Annotated in this window: 16 protein-coding genes and 1 tRNA gene; 16 read left to right on the top strand and 1 reads right to left on the bottom strand. The window is 42.9% G+C overall.

Annotated elements, in window-relative coordinates; genetic code table 11:
* The 5 genes from HZA77_10915 to mqnE all read left to right on the top strand — a co-directional run.
* Positions 1–156, top strand: a 156-nt coding sequence (locus HZA77_10915; protein ID MBI5375938.1) for a PEP-CTERM sorting domain-containing protein, incomplete at its 5' end; no start/stop codon positions are given.
* 284 nt (positions 157–440) lie between these two features.
* Positions 441–2,372 (top strand): aconitate hydratase, encoded by a 1,932-nt coding sequence (locus tag HZA77_10920; GenBank protein ID MBI5375939.1) that lies wholly within the window; start codon positions 441–443, stop codon positions 2,370–2,372.
* A 310-nt stretch (positions 2,373–2,682) separates the two neighbouring features.
* Positions 2,683–2,889 (top strand): helix-turn-helix domain-containing protein, encoded by a 207-nt coding sequence (locus HZA77_10925; protein ID MBI5375940.1) that lies wholly within the window; start codon positions 2,683–2,685, stop codon positions 2,887–2,889.
* Between the two features lie 229 nt (positions 2,890–3,118).
* Positions 3,119–3,191: transfer RNA gene (locus HZA77_10930), tRNA-Ala, on the top strand.
* Between the two features lie 21 nt (positions 3,192–3,212).
* Complete coding sequence (mqnE, locus tag HZA77_10935; GenBank protein MBI5375941.1) at positions 3,213–4,292, top strand: aminofutalosine synthase MqnE; 1,080 nt, start codon at positions 3,213–3,215, stop codon at positions 4,290–4,292.
* Between the two features lie 57 nt (positions 4,293–4,349).
* Here mqnE and HZA77_10940 read toward each other — a convergent pair whose 3' ends face one another.
* Positions 4,350–5,627: a citrate (Si)-synthase gene (locus HZA77_10940; GenBank protein MBI5375942.1), complete on the bottom strand. Its 1,278-nt coding sequence runs from the start codon at positions 5,625–5,627 to the stop codon at positions 4,350–4,352.
* A 332-nt stretch (positions 5,628–5,959) separates the two neighbouring features.
* Here HZA77_10940 and mqnC point away from each other — a divergent pair, with 332 nt between their 5' ends.
* The 11 genes from mqnC to HZA77_10995 all read left to right on the top strand — a co-directional run bounded on the left by mqnC (position 5,960) and on the right by HZA77_10995 (position 17,279).
* Entirely contained in the window at positions 5,960–7,030 is a 1,071-nt protein-coding gene (gene mqnC / locus HZA77_10945) for a dehypoxanthine futalosine cyclase (protein MBI5375943.1), read from the top strand.
* The gene (locus HZA77_10950) at positions 7,027–7,911 is read left to right on the top strand and encodes an MTAP family purine nucleoside phosphorylase (GenBank protein ID MBI5375944.1); all 885 of its coding nucleotides are present in this window, start codon (positions 7,027–7,029) and stop codon (positions 7,909–7,911) included. Before mqnC ends, HZA77_10950 begins: the two co-directional genes overlap by 4 nt.
* A gap of 42 nt (positions 7,912–7,953) precedes the next feature.
* The gene (locus HZA77_10955) at positions 7,954–9,753 is read left to right on the top strand and encodes a DUF1566 domain-containing protein (protein MBI5375945.1); all 1,800 of its coding nucleotides are present in this window, start codon (positions 7,954–7,956) and stop codon (positions 9,751–9,753) included.
* Positions 9,754–10,247: 494 nt separating this feature from the next.
* Positions 10,248–11,438: an isocitrate dehydrogenase (NADP(+)) gene (gene icd, locus HZA77_10960; protein MBI5375946.1), complete on the top strand. Its 1,191-nt coding sequence runs from the start codon at positions 10,248–10,250 to the stop codon at positions 11,436–11,438.
* Between the two features lie 14 nt (positions 11,439–11,452).
* Entirely contained in the window at positions 11,453–12,385 is a 933-nt protein-coding gene (gene mdh, locus HZA77_10965; protein MBI5375947.1) for a malate dehydrogenase, read from the top strand.
* Between the two features lie 228 nt (positions 12,386–12,613).
* Positions 12,614–13,456 (top strand): fumarate hydratase, encoded by an 843-nt coding sequence (locus tag HZA77_10970; GenBank protein ID MBI5375948.1) that lies wholly within the window; start codon positions 12,614–12,616, stop codon positions 13,454–13,456.
* A 21-nt stretch (positions 13,457–13,477) separates the two neighbouring features.
* Positions 13,478–14,035: a Fe-S-containing hydro-lyase gene (locus tag HZA77_10975; GenBank protein MBI5375949.1), complete on the top strand. Its 558-nt coding sequence runs from the start codon at positions 13,478–13,480 to the stop codon at positions 14,033–14,035.
* A 25-nt stretch (positions 14,036–14,060) separates the two neighbouring features.
* Entirely contained in the window at positions 14,061–14,417 is a 357-nt protein-coding gene (gene sdhC / locus HZA77_10980; GenBank protein ID MBI5375950.1) for a succinate dehydrogenase, cytochrome b556 subunit, read from the top strand.
* Positions 14,418–14,436: 19 nt separating this feature from the next.
* The gene (gene sdhD, locus HZA77_10985; protein MBI5375951.1) at positions 14,437–14,817 is read left to right on the top strand and encodes a succinate dehydrogenase, hydrophobic membrane anchor protein; all 381 of its coding nucleotides are present in this window, start codon (positions 14,437–14,439) and stop codon (positions 14,815–14,817) included.
* Positions 14,818–14,850: 33 nt separating this feature from the next.
* Complete coding sequence (locus HZA77_10990) at positions 14,851–16,575, top strand: succinate dehydrogenase flavoprotein subunit (GenBank protein ID MBI5375952.1); 1,725 nt, start codon at positions 14,851–14,853, stop codon at positions 16,573–16,575.
* A gap of 2 nt (positions 16,576–16,577) precedes the next feature.
* Positions 16,578–17,279 carry a succinate dehydrogenase iron-sulfur subunit gene (locus HZA77_10995; protein ID MBI5375953.1) on the top strand — a complete coding sequence of 234 codons (702 nt, stop codon included), beginning with the start codon at positions 16,578–16,580 and terminating at the stop codon, positions 17,277–17,279.
* Positions 17,280–17,294: the final 15 nt, after the last annotated feature.

A 17,294-nucleotide genomic window follows, 5' to 3' on the forward strand; every position in this document is an offset into this window, starting at 1 on the left:
CAGTCCTATTTTAACGGCACATGGGACAACAATGATCCGAGAACCGCTGACTGGGCATTTCATGCCCTTGTTCAACCTGTTCCTGAGCCTTCAACACTGCTCCTTATAGGCTTTGGTATTACCGGAATGGCTGTATGGAAAAAAAGGAGGAAGTAAACACCTTCTGGAAAAATTATACCTAATGAACTTAAAATTTGTAAATAAAATATTTGTTTTCGTTTTGCGTTTTTTCCCATAATTAATGATATCAATCTAACTGAACCATTGCTTCCATACGAGGTACTGATAAACATCCCGCATTGTTTTTTCTATCACAGTTTGTGTTCCCCAAGTTTTTAAGAATTTAATGGACTTTTGTTCAAACCTTTTGTATGAAGAGGCACCAAAAATAAGTTTTTAAACTTGGTGATGAAAACTTGATTTAGGAGGAGGATTTTAAGGTGAACCAGAACTTGACACAGAAGATTTTCAAGGAACATCGTGTAAGCGGAAGTCTTGTTGCCGGCGAAGAGATCGCAATCAGAATTGACCAGACACTGACGCAGGATGCAACCGGTACAATGGCATATCTGCAATTTGAGGCTCTCGATATTCCGCGGGTAAAAACTAAACTTTCGGTAAGCTATATTGACCATAATACTCTTCAGACTGGATTTGAAAATGCTGATGACCACAGGTATCTTCAGTCTGTAGCCGCCAAATACGGAATCTATTTTTCAAAACCCGGCAATGGTATCTGCCATCAGGTAAACGTAGAGCATTTCGGTGTTCCGGGAAGAACTCTTCTCGGCTCTGACAGCCATACTCCGACAGGCGGAGGAATTGGCATGATCGCAATCGGCGCAGGCGGTCTTGACGTAGCAGTGGCAATGGGAGGAGGACCATTTTATCTTACAATGCCTAAGGTAGTCCTTATTGACCTTAAGGGGAAACTCAAACCCTGGGTTTCCGCAAAGGATATAATACTTGAAGTTTTGAGAAGGCTGACTGTAAAGGGCGGGGTTGGAAAGATATTCGAATACGGCGGTGAGGGTGTTGCTTCACTTTCAGTCCCGGAGAGAGCGACAATCACCAATATGGGTGCAGAGCTCGGGGCAACAACATCGATATTCCCAAGCGATGCGGTTACAAAGGAGTTCCTTAAAGCGCAGGGGAGAGTAAAAGACTGGAAGGAACTTAAGCCTGATAAGGGATGCACCTATGATGAGGTTGTAACGATTGACCTCAATAAGCTTGTACCAATGATCGCACAACCTCACAGCCCTGACAATGTCTGCCGCGTAAAGGATCTGGAGGGAAAAAAAGTTGATCAGGTAATCATTGGAAGCTGTACGAATTCTTCATACAAAGACCTTATGACTGTGGCTGCAATTCTTAAAGGGAAAAAAGTAAGCCCTGATGTAAGTTTTGCTATTGCTCCAGGCTCTAAACAGGTTTTCGAGATGATCGCAGAAAATGGAGCGCTTAGGACTTTGGTAGAGGCTGGGACAAGGATACTAGAATCAGCATGCGGTCCATGTATCGGCATGGGACAGTCGCCATGCAGCGGCGGGGTTTCGGTGAGAACTTTTAACAGAAACTTTGAAGGAAGGTCAGGAACAAAGGACGCAGGTGTTTACCTTGCAAGCCCGGAGGTTGCTGTTGCTGCAGCATTAAAAGGGAAATTTACCGATCCGCGCAAGCTTGGAAACTTCCCGAAAGTCGCAAGGCCAAAGAAATTTTTTATCAACGACAGTCTCATTGTGAAGCCACCGAAAGACGGAAGCAAAGTCGAGGTTTTAAGAGGACCGAACATTGCTCCTCTTCCCAAGAACATGCCATTGCCTAAAGTGCTTCACGGGAAAGTGCTTCTCAAGGTTGCTGACAATATAACAACTGACCATATCATGCCGGCAGGGGCAAAGGTACTTCCTCTCCGCTCGAATATCCCCAAAATTGCAGAGCATGTTTTTGAAGTGGTTGATCCCAATTTCGCATCGCGTGCAAAGGCAGAGCATGGCGGCTTCGTAGTAGGCGGTGACAACTATGGCCAGGGCTCAAGCCGCGAACACGCAGCGCTTGCACCAATGTATCTTGGAATCAAGTTCGTTCTCACTAAATCATTTGCCAGGATTCACAGGGCGAACCTGATTAATTTCGGAATACTCCCGCTTACCTTCATCAATGCTTCCGATTATGGTTTGCTCAAGGAAGGGGATGAGCTGGAAATCAATAATGTACATGAAGCCCTGAAAAGCGGTAATAAGCTCAAAGTTGAAAACCTAAAGTCAGGCAAGTCTTTCGAAGTAATGTTTGATTTAACTGAAAGACAGAAAGAGATAATACTGGCAGGAGGCTTGCTGAATTACACAAAGGTGAAAGCTGGTCGGTAAAATTTAAGGAAATTTTCTGACCGATTTTTACAGATGTTCAGCAAGCGCAGTCCCTTGTTATCTATGGGTTAGAGAGCGTAGATAAGAAAACGATTAACAACTTATAATGGTAAGAATACCTATAGCTGTTGCCGGGGGAGCTTAAATTATTAGGTGGAAAAAGTATTATTAATTGCATAAATTTGAAAAAAGAGGTTGCGTGATTAACATTTAAGTGCGTAGTATCATATTAATAATGAAATCCATCAATAGATAAGGAAATAATTATACCTGAATAAAACTAGTATCTATTGAAAATGGAGGTAGCATCATGAAGCTGATGACAATTAAAGAGGTTGCAAGGTTGTTGAAGATTAATGAGCATACAGCTTATAGGTATGCAAAAGATGGGAGAATTCCTGCAACGCGTGTAGGTAGAAACTGGAGAGTTTTGGAAGAGGTTCTTGAAACCTGGCTTAAAGAACGTTCCGGGAAAACTATGGGTGCCTGGAAAAGAAGAAAGCCTATTAAAAAGTAGGTTTGACAGCCAGTTTTTTGCAGTTAGAGTTAATTCGTTATTTATGTGTGAAGTCTTGCAGTATGACTAAGTTTTTGTCATTCCCAATGAAAGTCTTTTTTCCTTTAAAATACCTCTATTTACTTTTTTAAAAAATTGTTTTATTTTCAGTCTATTCGAAATGCCTTTAGATTTATTCCGTTCCGTATGGTTATTCTCGAATATGATAAATAAATGCAATTTATTTTTTGGGGATGTAGCTCAGCTGGGAGAGCGCCTCGTTCGCAACGAGGAGGTCGGCGGTTCGAGCCCGCTCATCTCCATTAAGAAACAGAGAGACAGAAGTGGAGATTGTTTCAAAAGAGTTTGCTGACATTTATGATAAAGTAAGGGCAGGGGGAAGACTGTCTGCTGAAGAGGGTCTGCGTCTTTATCGCTCGAATGATGTGATATCCCTTGGTTTTCTTGCAAATATTATAAGAGAAAGAAAAAACGGGAACAAAGCCTACTTTATAACCAACCGCCATATCAACTACAGCAATATATGCGCCAACCGGTGCCGTTTCTGTGCTTTTAGCAGGAGTGCGGGAGACGATGGGGCATATACTATGAATATCGATGAAATAATGGAGAAGGCAAGAGCAGTCAAAGACAGTCGCGTGAAGGAATTTCATATTGTCGGAGGCCTCCATCCTGAACTACCATTCTCTTATTATCTGACAATGCTGAGGTCCTTAAAGAGCGAGTTTCCTGATGTCCATATCCAGGCATTTACAGCGGTTGAGATAAAACATCTTTCCGCGATAGCAAATCTTTCAGTTAGTTATACATTAAAAGAGCTTTATAATGCAGGTCTTGGCTCTCTTCCCGGAGGAGGAGCTGAGGTTTTTTCTCCACGTGTGCGAAACCTACTCTGTGATGAAAAAACATCAGGAAATGTATGGCTTGATGTAATGAGAGAGGCGCACATGCTTGGGCTTAGAAGCAACGCCACAATGCTTTACGGTCATGTAGAGACTGATGAAGAAAAAATAGAACACCTGATTAAACTTCGCGAACTTCAGGATGAAACAGGAGGCTTTCTTGCTTTTATCCCTCTGGCATTTCATCCTGAGAACACGGACCTTAAAACTCTTGCATATACGACAGGTATAGATGATTTAAAAGAGCTTGCAGTCGCAAGGCTTATGCTTGATAATTTTTCGCACATAAAGGCTTTCTGGATTATGATAGGGCTTAAGCTTGCGCAAGTTTCTCTTTCATTCGGTGTTGATGATATCGACGGAACTGTTGTTGAAGAGAAAATCACACATTCTGCAGGAGCAAGGACCGGGCAATTTGTAAGCCGCGAAGAACTTATGGACATAATAAAAGAAGCGGGCAGAGAACCGGTCGAGAGAGATACACTTTATAACTGCGTATAATTCTCGGCGTCTTCTGCCCGCCTCTTTTCATTGCTTATCTATAAAAACTTATCTTTCCTATTTCTTTACCTGTGCCTGTACCCAGTTTGTCTGTACTGACTTCGGCCTTGTTATTGGAGTTCCCATGCCGAGGTTCAAAATCATCTGAGAGCACATACCCATTGCACGGGATACGCTGAAGAGCACTGTGTAATAGTCAAATTCAGTAAGCCCGAAATGATAAAGGAGCGAACCTGAACCTGCGTCAACATTAGGCCATGGGTTCTTTGCTTTTCCCTGTTCCTTCAGTACTTCCGGGACTATTTTATAGAGTTTGTCAACAATCTGGAATACTTCGTCCTTGGGACATACTTTTTTCCCGAATGCATGGAATGCTACAAAGCGTGGATCAGGGCACCTTAATACTGCATGGCCGTAACCGGGGACTACTTTCCCTGCGTTAAGGTTATCCCATGTGAATTTTCTCAAATCCTCGTCTGAAGGCACTCCCTTGTATTTCTCCCTAAGCTGGAGAACGAAACCTAAACACTCCTGGTTTGCCAAGCCGTGAAGAGGTCCTGCAAGTCCGTCTAATCCGGCAGATACTGAATAGTAGACATCTGAAAGCGCTGAGCTTACGGTATGGCAGGTATATGCGCTGACGTTTCCGCCCTCATGATCGCAGTGAAGCGTCATGTAAAGTCTCATAAGGTTCTTGAATTCTCCTGATGGATCAGGAAGACCGAGCATATGAGCGTAATCAGCTCCCCAATCTAAATTCGGATCGCTTTCAATCCTGTCGCCTTTCCTGAACCTGTGCCTGTAAATTCCTGCGGCTATTGAAGGCAGTTTTGCAATCAGGTTAAGGGAATCCTCAAGTGCGTATACCCAGTACTCATCCTTCTTTATTCCTTCGTCATATTTCTTCCTGAAAACTGATTCCTTTTCAAGGACAAGTATTAATGCATTGAGTGTTGCCATGGGGTGTGCATCTGCGGGCATAGCTTTTAAAACATCCCATACATATGATGGGACTTTTGAACGTGCCTTTAAGTCCTGCTGGAGAGATTTGAGCGCTGCTGCATCGGGGAGTTCTCCTGTCAGAAGTAAGTACAATATCTCTTCAGGAAGTTTTTCCTTGATATCCCCGATAGGGTTACCTCTTATTATTAACCCTTTATCTGCTTCAACGAGAGATGTATCGCATATCAGTCCTATGACCCCTCTCAAACCGCCAAAAACCTGATCTACAGTTACTTCAGATACAACCTTTGTTCCATGTTCCTTTACCAGTGCCTTAGTCTCTTCTTTTAGCTTCGGGATCTGTTGTGATAGTCTTTCTTTCAATGTTGCCATAGTGAATCTCCTTTCAATTAGAATAGGGTCGTTTTACGAACACTGTTGATAAACTGATCTGCTTATGCATTGACCGGGAATCTGGGGACTCTTCTAACTTTCCATTATGCAATGGCTCTGCTAATCTCAACTGAACTCCCCCGCCCACGTGGAATTTCATGGTTTAACTCTTCATTGAAATAAGAGTTTTAGAAATTTATATAGTTTTTTAAATTAATTTAAGTTAAAAAGTCTGGCAAGTCAATACTACGGCAGTAAAGTCATGTCAACAGTAATGTAGCACAAACAGAGGAGCAGCAACACATTGTTATTAATTGTGTTAAGCATCTAAAGTGGGCAATTATAAAAATATCGCTGAAAAAGTTGAGAAGCGTCAGAGGATTTCTACTGACGAGTGCCTCGAACTCTTAAAATCTGCAGACTTTTTTCTGCTGGGACGACTTGCCAATAATCTTCGTCTTTCATCCTCTCCTACTGACAAGGTGACCTATGTAGTTGACAGGAATATAAATTTCACCAACATCTGTGTTTCAGAGTGTGCTTTCTGTGCCTTTTACAAAAATCCTGAAAGCAAAGAAGGATATGTGCTTCCCGATGAAGAAATATTTAGGAAGATTGAAGAAGCAGTCAAGGCAGGTGCAACACAGATATTGATGCAGGGGGGATTAAATCCATCCCTTTCTATTGATTATTACGAGGGGCTTTTGAGGAAAATCAAAAGCAGATTCCCTGTTCATATCCATTCATTTTCACCTCCCGAGATTGTATTCATAGCAAAAACTTCAGAGATTCACGTGAAAGATGTCCTGCTCAGGCTCCGGGATGCAGGGCTTGACACTATCCCGGGAGGAGGAGCAGAGATACTTGTGGACAGGGTAAGGCAGGAGATAAGCCCTCATAAATGCAATGCCGGAGACTGGCTTGATGTTATGAGAAGGGCTCATGAACTAGGGATAGGTTCAACTGCAACAATGATGTTCGGACATGTGGAATCTCTTGAGGAGAGGATTACACATCTTTTAAAGATAAGGGAACTTCAGGATGAAACAGGAGGATTCAGAGCGTTCATTCCATGGACATTCCAATGGGAGAACACAAAGATAGGAAAAGTCACCACATCTGCCATTGAATATTTAAGGACTGTGGCAATATCAAGAATATTTCTTGATAATATAAAAAACATACAGGCTTCATGGGTTACGCAGGGGCCCAAGATATCACAGCTTTCTCTCATGTTCGGGGCAAATGATTTTGGCGGTACAATGATGGAAGAGAATGTCGTACGCATGGCAGGTGCCTCATTCAGGATGACTGAAAAGGAGATCATTGAACTTATAAAGCATGCAGGCTTTGTCCCTGCCAGAAGAGATACAAACTACAATGTTCTGGAGGTTATGAGTTGAGAGGTAAAGAAAAGTTCTCAGGCTTCGGAGTAATAGGGGGAAGCAAGGCTTTTCTTTCCATCAATGGAGACTGGGGCAATTGTATAAGCAGTAGAAAAATCAAGACGCCCTTTGGCATTAGTTCTCCTTTGCATATATATGAGAAAGATGAAATAAGGTTTGCTTTCATCTCCAGACATGGAGAAAAAGGTTACGAGATAGCCGCTCCATTTATCAATTACAGGGCAAATATCTTTGCCATGAAAAGCATTGGCGTAAAAAGGATAATATCCTGGTCTGGTCCCGGTATAATTAATGACAAGAAACTTAAAGTAGGGGAGCTTTATCTTCCGGATGATGTGCTTGATGAAACGAAACATAGGAAAGACACATTTTTTGAAAGGGGAGGTATAGGCTTTGTAAGACAGAACCCGGTATTCTGCAATGAGCTTTATGATTTTATCAAAAAAACTCTTCGCTCAATGAAGATAAGATTTAAATCCGGCGGTATTTATGTCTGCACAGAGGGTCCCCGTCTCGAAACAGTGGCTGAAATAAAAAAATATAAAGTGCTTGGCGGTGATGTGGTGGGTATGACAATTGCGCCTGAGTGCTTTCTGGCAAGGGAGCTTGAGATATGCTACCACTCGATATGTTATCTTACAAACCTTGCCGAGGGAATTGGTGAAAAGAAATCTTTTAAGCCCGGTGTGCTTTTTGAAGGAATGCAGGATGAAAAGGAAGCGAAAAAGGTAAGTGAAATCCAGCAGGTTCTTCCTGAGATAATATTTAATGTTATAAAGAGCTTTGCGGAAAATATCCGAACATGCGTTTGTCCTGATTACATGCTCCGCTATAAAAAAAGAGGTGTTCTGGACAGCGAATGGAGAAAATGGTTTTAATTTTTCAATCAGTAAAATTCTTGTTGCCAATAGGAGGTTCTCATGAAGTGTAAAGTGAAATCTGTCTTGTCCTTGTTTGCTGTTGTAGTGTTGCTAATGCCTTTTATTTTAGAAGCTACCGGGACAATCGAGCTTCCCCAGACAGGGCAGACAAAGTGCTACGATACATCAGGTGCAGAGATCTTATGCACAGGTACCGGGCAGGATGGGGATATTCGTACCGGAGTTGTGTGGCCAGACCCAAGATTTACTGACAATGGCGATGAAACTATTTCGGATAATCTTACAGGGTTAGTATGGGCAAAGAACGGGAATCTTATGACAGCAAGAGACATTGGGTTTGATACTGATGGTACGTCTGGCGATGGAAGAGTGACATGGCAGCATGCCCTGGACTATGTAGCGAAATTAAATGCTGAAGACTATCTTGGATATAACGACTGGCGCCTGCCAAATGTCAATGAGCTTGGAAGCCTTATCAATTCTGGCGAAGCGGATACATCAGCAGATCTTAATGCGCAGGGTTTTAGCAATGTGCAATCTTACTACTATTGGTCGTCTTCTACTTACGCCTTCAGTATGTTCAATGCATGGTACGTCGGCATGGGCGATGGCTACGTGGCATACAGCTATAAGGGGAACGATAACTATGTTTGGCCCGTTAGGTCTGGATTTGGTTCTTCGGTTATTTCCCTTCCCCTGACAGGGCAGACAAAGTGCTATGACGAAGCAGGCACTGAGATTACCTGCGAAGGCACAGGGCAGGATGGTGATATTCAGGAAGGTATTGCATGGCCAAGTCCAAGATTTACTGATAACAGCAATGAAACTGTCACGGACAATCTGACAGGCTTGATGTGGACAAAGAATGCAAATCTTCCAAATGGTCAAAAAACATGGCAGGAGGCACTCGACTATGTAGCATCGCTTAACAGCAGTAATTATCTTGGATTTAACGACTGGCATCTACCAAATGTCAACCAGCTTAGAAGTCTTGCAAATGCTGGCGAATTGCACACATCATCATGGCTTAATACGCAGGGTTTCAGTAATGTGCAGTCAGACTTCTATTGGTCGTCTTCTACTTACGCCTACGATACTGATTATGCGTGGTACCTCTATATGTATGATGGCTACGTGGGGAGCCTTGGCAAGGACTACTATTACTATGTTTGGCCGGTTAGCTCTGGACAGGTTGTGTCATTAACTCCTTCGGTTATTTCATCCAGTCCAAATTCCGGAGTGCAGGGAGAAACATTGGATGTCACAATAAGCGGCGCAAATTTTACAGGAGCTGAATCCATAAGTTTTGGCTCAGGAATAACAATTGCTTTCTATACTGTTGTAAGCGACACAGTAATTACCGCCAATATCACAATAGATTTATCAGCAACTGCAGGTGTAAGGGATATTGTAATTACAACAACAAATGGCACGGGGACATTATCTTCGGGTTTTACTGTTACACCACCGGGTAAACTGTCAGATCTCACGGTAAGCTCTGTAAGCTTTAAAGGTAATGCAAAAAAAGGAAAGAAGATTAATATTGCAGCGGTAATAAAAAACATTGGCGAGAAGAATGCGCTGAACTCTTCAGTGAAGTTTTATCTCTCAAGTAATAACACTAGTTCCATTGATGGAGACACACCGATTGGTCCAAAGAAGGCGACAGGAAAGATAAAGGTGAAAGGAAGAGTTACTGTCAAACTTATATGGAAAGTTAAGGCACCATCAGGGGTAGGGGATTATTATTTAAAAGCCGTCTGCGACAGCGGCAGTGTCGTGCCAGAATCGAATGAAAGCAACAACACAAAGGCGTCAAAGAAGTTCAGTATAAAATAAGTCGTACCTGAACCACAGAGGACACAGAGGGTAAACACATCTCTATGCTCTTTGTGGTAAATTATTATTTTTAGGTTGCGGGAGTTTTTTTGTTGATTATGTATTGTCCTGTCTAAATACTGTAACTGACATTATGTCATAGAAGCCAAAGAAATTTGTCAAAAAAGAAAAAATACTTTTTTTCTAATTTTCTCTCAAATATAGTTTTAACAGTAAGTTAAACCTCTCTTTCCCCCTAAATAATCGGTGGCACGGAATATGCATTTTTTACACGTTCAATTTTTTTTGGGTATTTTTTCCCTGTTTTTTTAACAGGTTAAACGGCTTGACAGAAATGGAGTTTTTTAATAAGCTCCGCACAAATTTTTTTAAACTCGGATACTTGGGAATTAAAGCTTTTTGATAAAGCGTAATGAGAAACCATACAGAGAAGGAGAAGAAAGTTGGCACTGAAAAAACCTGATGGCGGAACAAAGATAGAAATAAAAAATGGGATGTTGATCATCCCTGATGACCCGATTATCCCATTTATTGAGGGAGACGGAATAGGTGGCGACATATGGGCAGCTTCTGTGAGAGTTTTTGATGCAGCTGTTCAAAAGGCTTACAAGGGAAAAAGAAAAATAAAATGGTTTGAGATCCTTGCAGGAGAAAAAGCAAACAATGCCACGGGCTCATGGCTTCCTGATGAGACAGTCGAAGCAATAGCAGAGTATAAGGTAGCAATCAAGGGTCCCCTTACAACACCAATTGGAGGAGGCATCAGAAGCCTGAATGTCAGCCTCCGCAAACTTCTTGATCTTTATGCATGCGTAAGGCCAATAAAGTATTTTAACGGTGTTCCAAGTCCGGTAAAAGATCCAAGCAAACTTAATGTCATAATCTTCCGTGAAAACACTGAAGACGTCTATGCAGGTATAGAATGGAAACAGGGCTCTGAAGATGTAAAAAAGGTAATTAATTTTCTCAAGAAGGAAATGAATGTCACTGTAAGAGAAGACTCAGGCATAGGCGTAAAGCCGATGAGCGTGTTTGGTTCGAAGCGCCTCGTAAAAATGGCTATCCAGTATGCAATAAAAAAGAAAAAGAAAAGCGTTACCCTTGTCCACAAGGGGAACATAATGAAGTATACGGAAGGTGCCTTCAGAGATTGGGGATATGAGCTTGCACGTGAAGAGTTTTCCGATATCACTGTAAGCGAGCAGGATCTTTGGGATAAATACAATGGACAGGCTCCTGAAGGGAAGATAATCATAAAGGACAGGATAGCTGATTCTATGTTCCAGCAGATTCTTACCCGTCCTGATGAATATGAAGTTCTTTGCACCCCAAACCTTAATGGTGACTATCTCTCCGATGCATGCGCGGCTCAGGTTGGAGGTCTCGGAATCGCACCTGGTGCGAATATCGGCGATAATTCAGCGCTCTTTGAAGCAACACACGGGACGGCTCCCAAGTACGCAGGCAAAGACGTTATTAACCCTGGTTCTGTAATTCTTTCAGGGGTAATGATGTTTGATCATATGGTGTGGGATGAAGCGGGAGAATTGATTACAAAGGCTTTGGCAAAGACCATTCAGGATAAGACAGTCACATATGACCTTGAACGTCTTATGCCTGGGGCTAAGAAGGTGAAGTGTTCAGAGTTTGGGGATTGCATAATCAGAAACATGGACAATGTCTAAGGGGGAGCTGAACGATGAAGAGAAAAAAGATCACGATAGTCGGAGCTGGGAATGTTGGTGCAACAGCTGCTCATTGGGCTGCTGCAAAAGAGCTGGGTGATATTGTTCTGGTCGATGTTGTTGAGGGAGTTCCGCAGGGTAAAGCACTTGACCTTGTTGAGACAGCTCCAGTTGAGGGTTTTGATGTAAATGTTATCGGGGTAAATAGTTATGAAGAGACTGCAAATTCTGATGTTGTTATAATCACCGCGGGTCTTGCAAGGAAACCTGGAATGAGCAGGGACGATTTGCAGGCAAAGAATGCAGAAATTGTGAAAGCCTGCACTGAACAGGTTGCGAAATACTCGCCTAACAGTTTTATCATTATCGTATCTAACCCTCTTGATATCATGACCTACCTTGCATGGAAGGTGAGCAAGTTTCCGAAAAACAGGGTTATGGGTATGGCGGGTGTTCTTGATGCAGCAAGATTTAAGGCATTTGTTGCCATGGAAGCAGGCGTGTCAGTTGAAGATGTGCAGACTATGGTTCTGGGTGGTCACGGAGACGACATGGTTCCGATGGCAAGGTATTCAACAATCTCAGGCATTCCTATTGCAAAGTTCCTTTCGCAGGAAGCCATTGACAGGATAATAAAAAGAACAAGAGGTGCAGGCGGAGAAATAGTCGCTCTTTTAAAGACAGGAAGTGCTTATTATTCTCCGTCAGCAAGTGCTGTGCAAATGGCTGAAGCAATATTAAAAGATAAAAAAAGAATACTTCCCGCTGCTGCATGCCTTGAAGGTGAGTATGGCATTACCGGCGGATTGTTCGTCGGTGTACCTGTTAAGATAGGTGCAGGCGGTATAGAAAAGATAATAGAGCTTGAACTCCTTGAAGAGGAGAAGAGCGCTTTAATGAAATCAGTGGAGGGCATAAAGAAACAGATTGCACTTTTACAAGTGTAGGTTTTTTAAAACGAAGGGGGAGGGGAAATTGGAAATGACAAGGTTCCCCTCCTTATTTTTACAGGCAGGGAAAAAAGAGCTGAAACATTGCGGTTTAAGTTTCCCGTAAAATCTCAGAAAATCAAAATCCTCCCCTCTCCGGCAGAAACCTATTTGACATTGCTATATAAATCTTCTATGAGTGGGCAATTTTTTTAGTAACAATATCTCCAACAGAAGGTCACTGCGATGAAGACTATAAAAACTTCAGTAATTGTTGATGCAGTAAAAAAGATGTGCATGGATGCCAACTTTTATCTTGGCGAAGATGTTATGAATGCCCTTGACAAGGCAATAGAGAGAGAAGAATCCCCTACATGCAAATCCGTCCTCGGACATATCAAGGAGAACGCTGAGATTGCAAGAAGGGATAATGTCCCTATGTGTCAGGATACCGGATTTGCTGTGTTTTTTGCAGAGATCGGTCAGGATGTGCATATTGAAGGTGGAAATTTCGAGGAAGCGATCAATGAAGGAGTAAGGCAGGGATATAAAGAAGGATACCTTAGAAAATCAATCGTAGGTGATCCGTTAAAAAGGGTAAACACAGGCGATAACACTCCTGCAATAATCCACACTAAGATAGTCCCCGGCGATAACGTGAAACTTCTTATTGCTCCCAAGGGCGGAGGAAGTGAGAACATGAGCGGGCTGAAGATGTTAAAGCCCTCAGAAGGCATTGAAGGGGTTAAGGCGTTTATCCTTGAGAAAGTGACTGATGCCGGTCCTAATCCTTGCCCGCCCATAGTTGTGGGTGTCGGGATTGGGGGGACCTTTGAAGTCTCAGCGATTCTCGCTAAGAAAGCGCTTACCAGGAATCTTGGAAGTTCTAACCCTGATCCTGAAATAGCTGCGCTTGAAAAAGAGATGCTCGAAAAAGTGAATAACCTCGGCATAGGTCCGCAGGGTTTTGGCGGCAGGATAACAGCTCTTGCAGTTCATATAGAGAAACATCCATGTCATATAGCGAGCCTGCCGGTGGCTGTGAACATAAATTGCCATGCCCACAGGCATAAAGAAGTAATTCTATAAATTAAAAAAGAGGGTTATGAAATGAAAGGGCCAATTAGACTAACAACTCCGCTAAAGGATGAGGATATTGAAGGTTTAAAGATTGGAGATGCGGTCCTGATAAGCGGAACACTGCTTACCGGAAGGGATGCAGCCCATAAAAGGCTTATAGAGCTCATAGACAAAGGGGAAAAACTCCCTGTAGATGTGAGAGGACAGGTTATTTATTATGTTGGGCCAACGCCTGCAAAACCGGGCAAAGTCATAGGCTCGGCAGGGCCTACCACGAGCGGCAGGATGGATGCCTATGCTCCTAAGCTTATAGAACTTGGGCTCAAAGGGATGATAGGTAAGGGGTCAAGAATACCGGCGGTAATTGATGCAATGAAAAAGTACAAGGCCGTCTATTTCGGAGCAATCGGAGGGGCTGCGGCTCTTATATCAAACCAGATAAAAAGCTGTGAAATCCTTGCATACGAAGACCTTGGTCCTGAGGCGATTCGCAGGCTCGAGGTCGTAGATTTTCCGGTTGTTGTTATAAATGATATATATGGCAATGACCTCTATAAAGAAGGCAGACAAAAATACCAAATAAAATAACCCAGTATTTTTCGGGAGGGAAAAGATGAGATATAAATGGCGGACAGGGATGTGGGCATGGGTCCTGCATCGAGTAACAGGATTGGGTATAACGTATTTCATATTGCAGCATATATGGAGTGTAAGCCATCTTCAGCAGGGGCGGGAATCTTTTGATAATCTAATGAAACTATACAACCTGCCAATTTTCAAGCTCGGCGAGCTTGGCTTGCTCGGGATATTGATTTACCACTCAATGAACGGAATTCGCGTCTTCCTGATAGATTTCTACGGAGGGGCAAAGTATCACAAGCAGCTATTCTGGGTGCTTACGATAATCGGTGCAATTATGTTCTTAGCTGGTGCATATCCTTTTGTAAATCCATTATTTGCTGGCGAATAACTAACGGGGGATTTGATAGATGGAACTTCAAAACAGGGTTTCAAGCGATACAGGGGCAATAAACTGGTTTATGCAGAGGCTGTCAGGCCTTGTGCTTTTGATTCTTTTATTAATGCATATGTGGATAATGCATTACAGTGGTGGAGAGGAGAAGATCTTATTCGATGCAGTTATAAAAAGACTTTCTAACCCTTACTTGAAAGTTGTTGATATTTGCTTTCTGGTTCTTGGGCTTTACCACGGGCTTAACGGTGTATGGATGGTAATTCAGGACTACATAAAATCAGCAACGTGGAAGATAACCCTTTTCAGTGCACTGACATTTGTTGGACTTGTGCTGTTAGTGATGGGGGTAGTTGCAGTTGTTCCCATTTCAAAGGAATGGGTAAATTTACCTTAGCTTAGGTATACCAGAATAATTCGGAGGTAGACGATGATACATGAACATGATGTAGTAATAGTCGGTGCTGGTCTGGCCGGATCAAGAGCGGCTGTTGAACTGGCTGCGAATACAGATGTTGCTGTTATAAGCAAGGTTTTTCCTACAAGATCCCATTCCTCTACAGCACAGGGAGGAGTTGGTGCAGCACTTGCAAACGAGGAGGAAGATTATCCTGAATGGCATATGTTCGACACAGTTAAAGGGAGCGATTATCTGGGAGACCAGGATGCGATAGAGATAATGACATACGATGCTCCACGTACCATATATGAGTTGGAGCATATGGGAGTTCCATTCAGCCGGACACCTGAAGGGAAGATAGCGCAGAGGCCTTTCGGGGGGCATACAAGGAATTTCGGAGAAGCACCGGTAAGGCGCGCCTGTTATGCAGCAGACAGAACAGGGCATGTGATGCTTCATACATTGTACGAACAATGTATCAAAAATGAAGTCAGGTTTTATAACGAATTCTTAATGCTTGATCTTATTATCAAGGATAATGTCTGCCGGGGTGTAGTTGGAATGGACATAAGAACTGGAGAGATAACAGTTCTTCATGCAAAGGCCGTGATGTTTGCAACCGGGGGTTATGGGAAAGCTTTCAAGACCACATCCAATGCATATGCATCTACAGGCGATGGAATGAGTATTACCTACAACGCGGGGCTTCCTCTTGAGGACATGGAATTCGTACAGTTCCATCCTACGGGCATATACAGACTTGGGATACTAATAACAGAAGCAGCGCGTGGAGAAGGTGGAATTCTCCTCAATGGTAAGGGTGAAAGGTTCATGGAAAAATATGCCCCTACTGTTAAGGACCTTGCACCGCGTGACGTTGTTTCAAGGGCGATTTATACTGAGATAAGAGAAGGAAGGGGAATTGGCGGAAAGGACTATGTGCATCTTGATGTGAGGAAACTTGGAAAGGCTGAAATTGAGCTTAAGCTTCCGGAAATAGCTGAATTCTGCAAAACCTATCTTGGCATTGAACCTTCTGAAGAACTCGTTCCCATTCAACCCACAACGCACTATGCAATGGGTGGAATTCCTACAGATTATGACGGCAGGGTAATAAAAGACAAGAACAACACCCCTGTACTCGGTTTTTACGCGGCAGGTGAGTGTGCATGCGTTTCTGTACATGGCGGCAACAGACTCGGTACGAATTCACTCCTTGATACAGTTGTATTTGGAAGAAGAGCCGGGAAAGATATAGCTCAGTACCTGAGGTCAGCAAAATATGAGCCTCTTCCTGATAAACCTGATGGCGGTGCACGGGAGAAGATTGATAAGATTCTTAATGGAAAAGGGAATGAGAAAATCCACGTCATCAGGAAGGAAATGCAGGAAGAGATGATGGACAAGTGCTCAGTCTATAGGGAGGAGAAAGGACTAAAACCTTTGACTGAGAAGTTAAAAGAATTGCGCGAAAGATACAACAAGATATCAATAACTGACAAAGGAACAACTTACAATACTGACCTTCTCGAAGCTATTGAGCTTGGTTTCATGCTTGATAACGCTGAGATTATAACAGCATGCGCCCTCAACAGGACAGAGAGCCGCGGCGCTCACACCCGTGAGGATTATCCGAATCGTGACGATGTGAACTGGTTGAAACATACCCTTATCTCTAAGACAGATAAAGGTTTTAGTCTAGATTACAAAAAGGTTTCCATTACGAAGTTCCAACCTAAGGAGAGGAGATATTAGAGATGGAAGTGACTCTTACTATTTACCGCTACGATCCTGAGAAGGATAAGAAGCCTTACTATAAGACATATAAGGTTGAAGTGGACTTGATGGACAGGATAGTTGACTGTCTTAATAAAGTAAAGTGGGAACAGGATGGGACCCTTACGTTCAGGAAATCCTGTGCACATGGGGTTTGCGGGTCAGATGCGATAAGGATTGACGGCGAGAACGGGCTTGCCTGCCAGACTCTTGTCAAGGACCTCAAAGGGGGGAAAGCTGTCATCGAGCCTTTGCTTGAATTCCCGGTAATAAAAGACCTTGTTGTTGACCTTGATCCATTCTTCAAGAATCTTGAGAAGATAAAACCCTATTTTATTAATAACTCACCTCCGCCTGATAAGGAGCGCTATCAGAGTAATGAGGACAGAGACAGGATTGATGACTCTTTAAAATGCATACTTTGCGGTTCATGTACCTCATCATGCCCATCCTACTGGTATAACAAGGACTATCTCGGACCTGCTGCACTGGTAAAGGCCCACAGGTTTATCCTTGACAGCCGGGATGAAGGGAAAGAAGAGAGGATAAGCATAGTTAACGATCGTAATGGATTGTGGAGATGCCACACCATTTTGAACTGCAATGAGGTTTGCCCAAAAGAGATAAATATTACGCAGTGTATTTCAGAACTAAAACGTTTCGTGCTGGCTTCAAAACTGTAAGTTTAGAGAGGAATG

The sequence above is a fragment of the Candidatus Schekmanbacteria bacterium genome (assembly GCA_016219965.1).
In the GTDB taxonomy this organism is placed as follows: Bacteria; Schekmanbacteria; GWA2-38-11; order GWA2-38-11; family J061; genus JACRJM01.

What these genes read in the sequence shown, in the direction of transcription:
- HZA77_10925 (MBI5375940.1), top strand. Translation starts at nt 2,683, where the DNA reads ATGAAGCTGATGACAATTAAAGAGGTTGCAAGGTTGTTGAAGATTAAT.
- HZA77_10940 (MBI5375942.1), bottom strand. Translation starts at nt 5,627, where the DNA reads ATGGCAACATTGAAAGAAAGACTATCACAACAGATCCCGAAGCTAAAA.
- HZA77_10955 (MBI5375945.1), top strand. Translation starts at nt 7,954, where the DNA reads ATGAAGTGTAAAGTGAAATCTGTCTTGTCCTTGTTTGCTGTTGTAGTG.
- icd (MBI5375946.1), top strand. Translation starts at nt 10,248, where the DNA reads ATGTTGATCATCCCTGATGACCCGATTATCCCATTTATTGAGGGAGAC.
- mdh (MBI5375947.1), top strand. Translation starts at nt 11,453, where the DNA reads ATGAAGAGAAAAAAGATCACGATAGTCGGAGCTGGGAATGTTGGTGCA.
- HZA77_10970 (MBI5375948.1), top strand. Translation starts at nt 12,614, where the DNA reads ATGAAGACTATAAAAACTTCAGTAATTGTTGATGCAGTAAAAAAGATG.
- HZA77_10975 (MBI5375949.1), top strand. Translation starts at nt 13,478, where the DNA reads ATGAAAGGGCCAATTAGACTAACAACTCCGCTAAAGGATGAGGATATT.
- sdhC (MBI5375950.1), top strand. Translation starts at nt 14,061, where the DNA reads ATGAGATATAAATGGCGGACAGGGATGTGGGCATGGGTCCTGCATCGA.
- sdhD (MBI5375951.1), top strand. Translation starts at nt 14,437, where the DNA reads ATGGAACTTCAAAACAGGGTTTCAAGCGATACAGGGGCAATAAACTGG.
- HZA77_10990 (MBI5375952.1), top strand. Translation starts at nt 14,851, where the DNA reads ATGATACATGAACATGATGTAGTAATAGTCGGTGCTGGTCTGGCCGGA.
- HZA77_10995 (MBI5375953.1), top strand. Translation starts at nt 16,578, where the DNA reads ATGGAAGTGACTCTTACTATTTACCGCTACGATCCTGAGAAGGATAAG.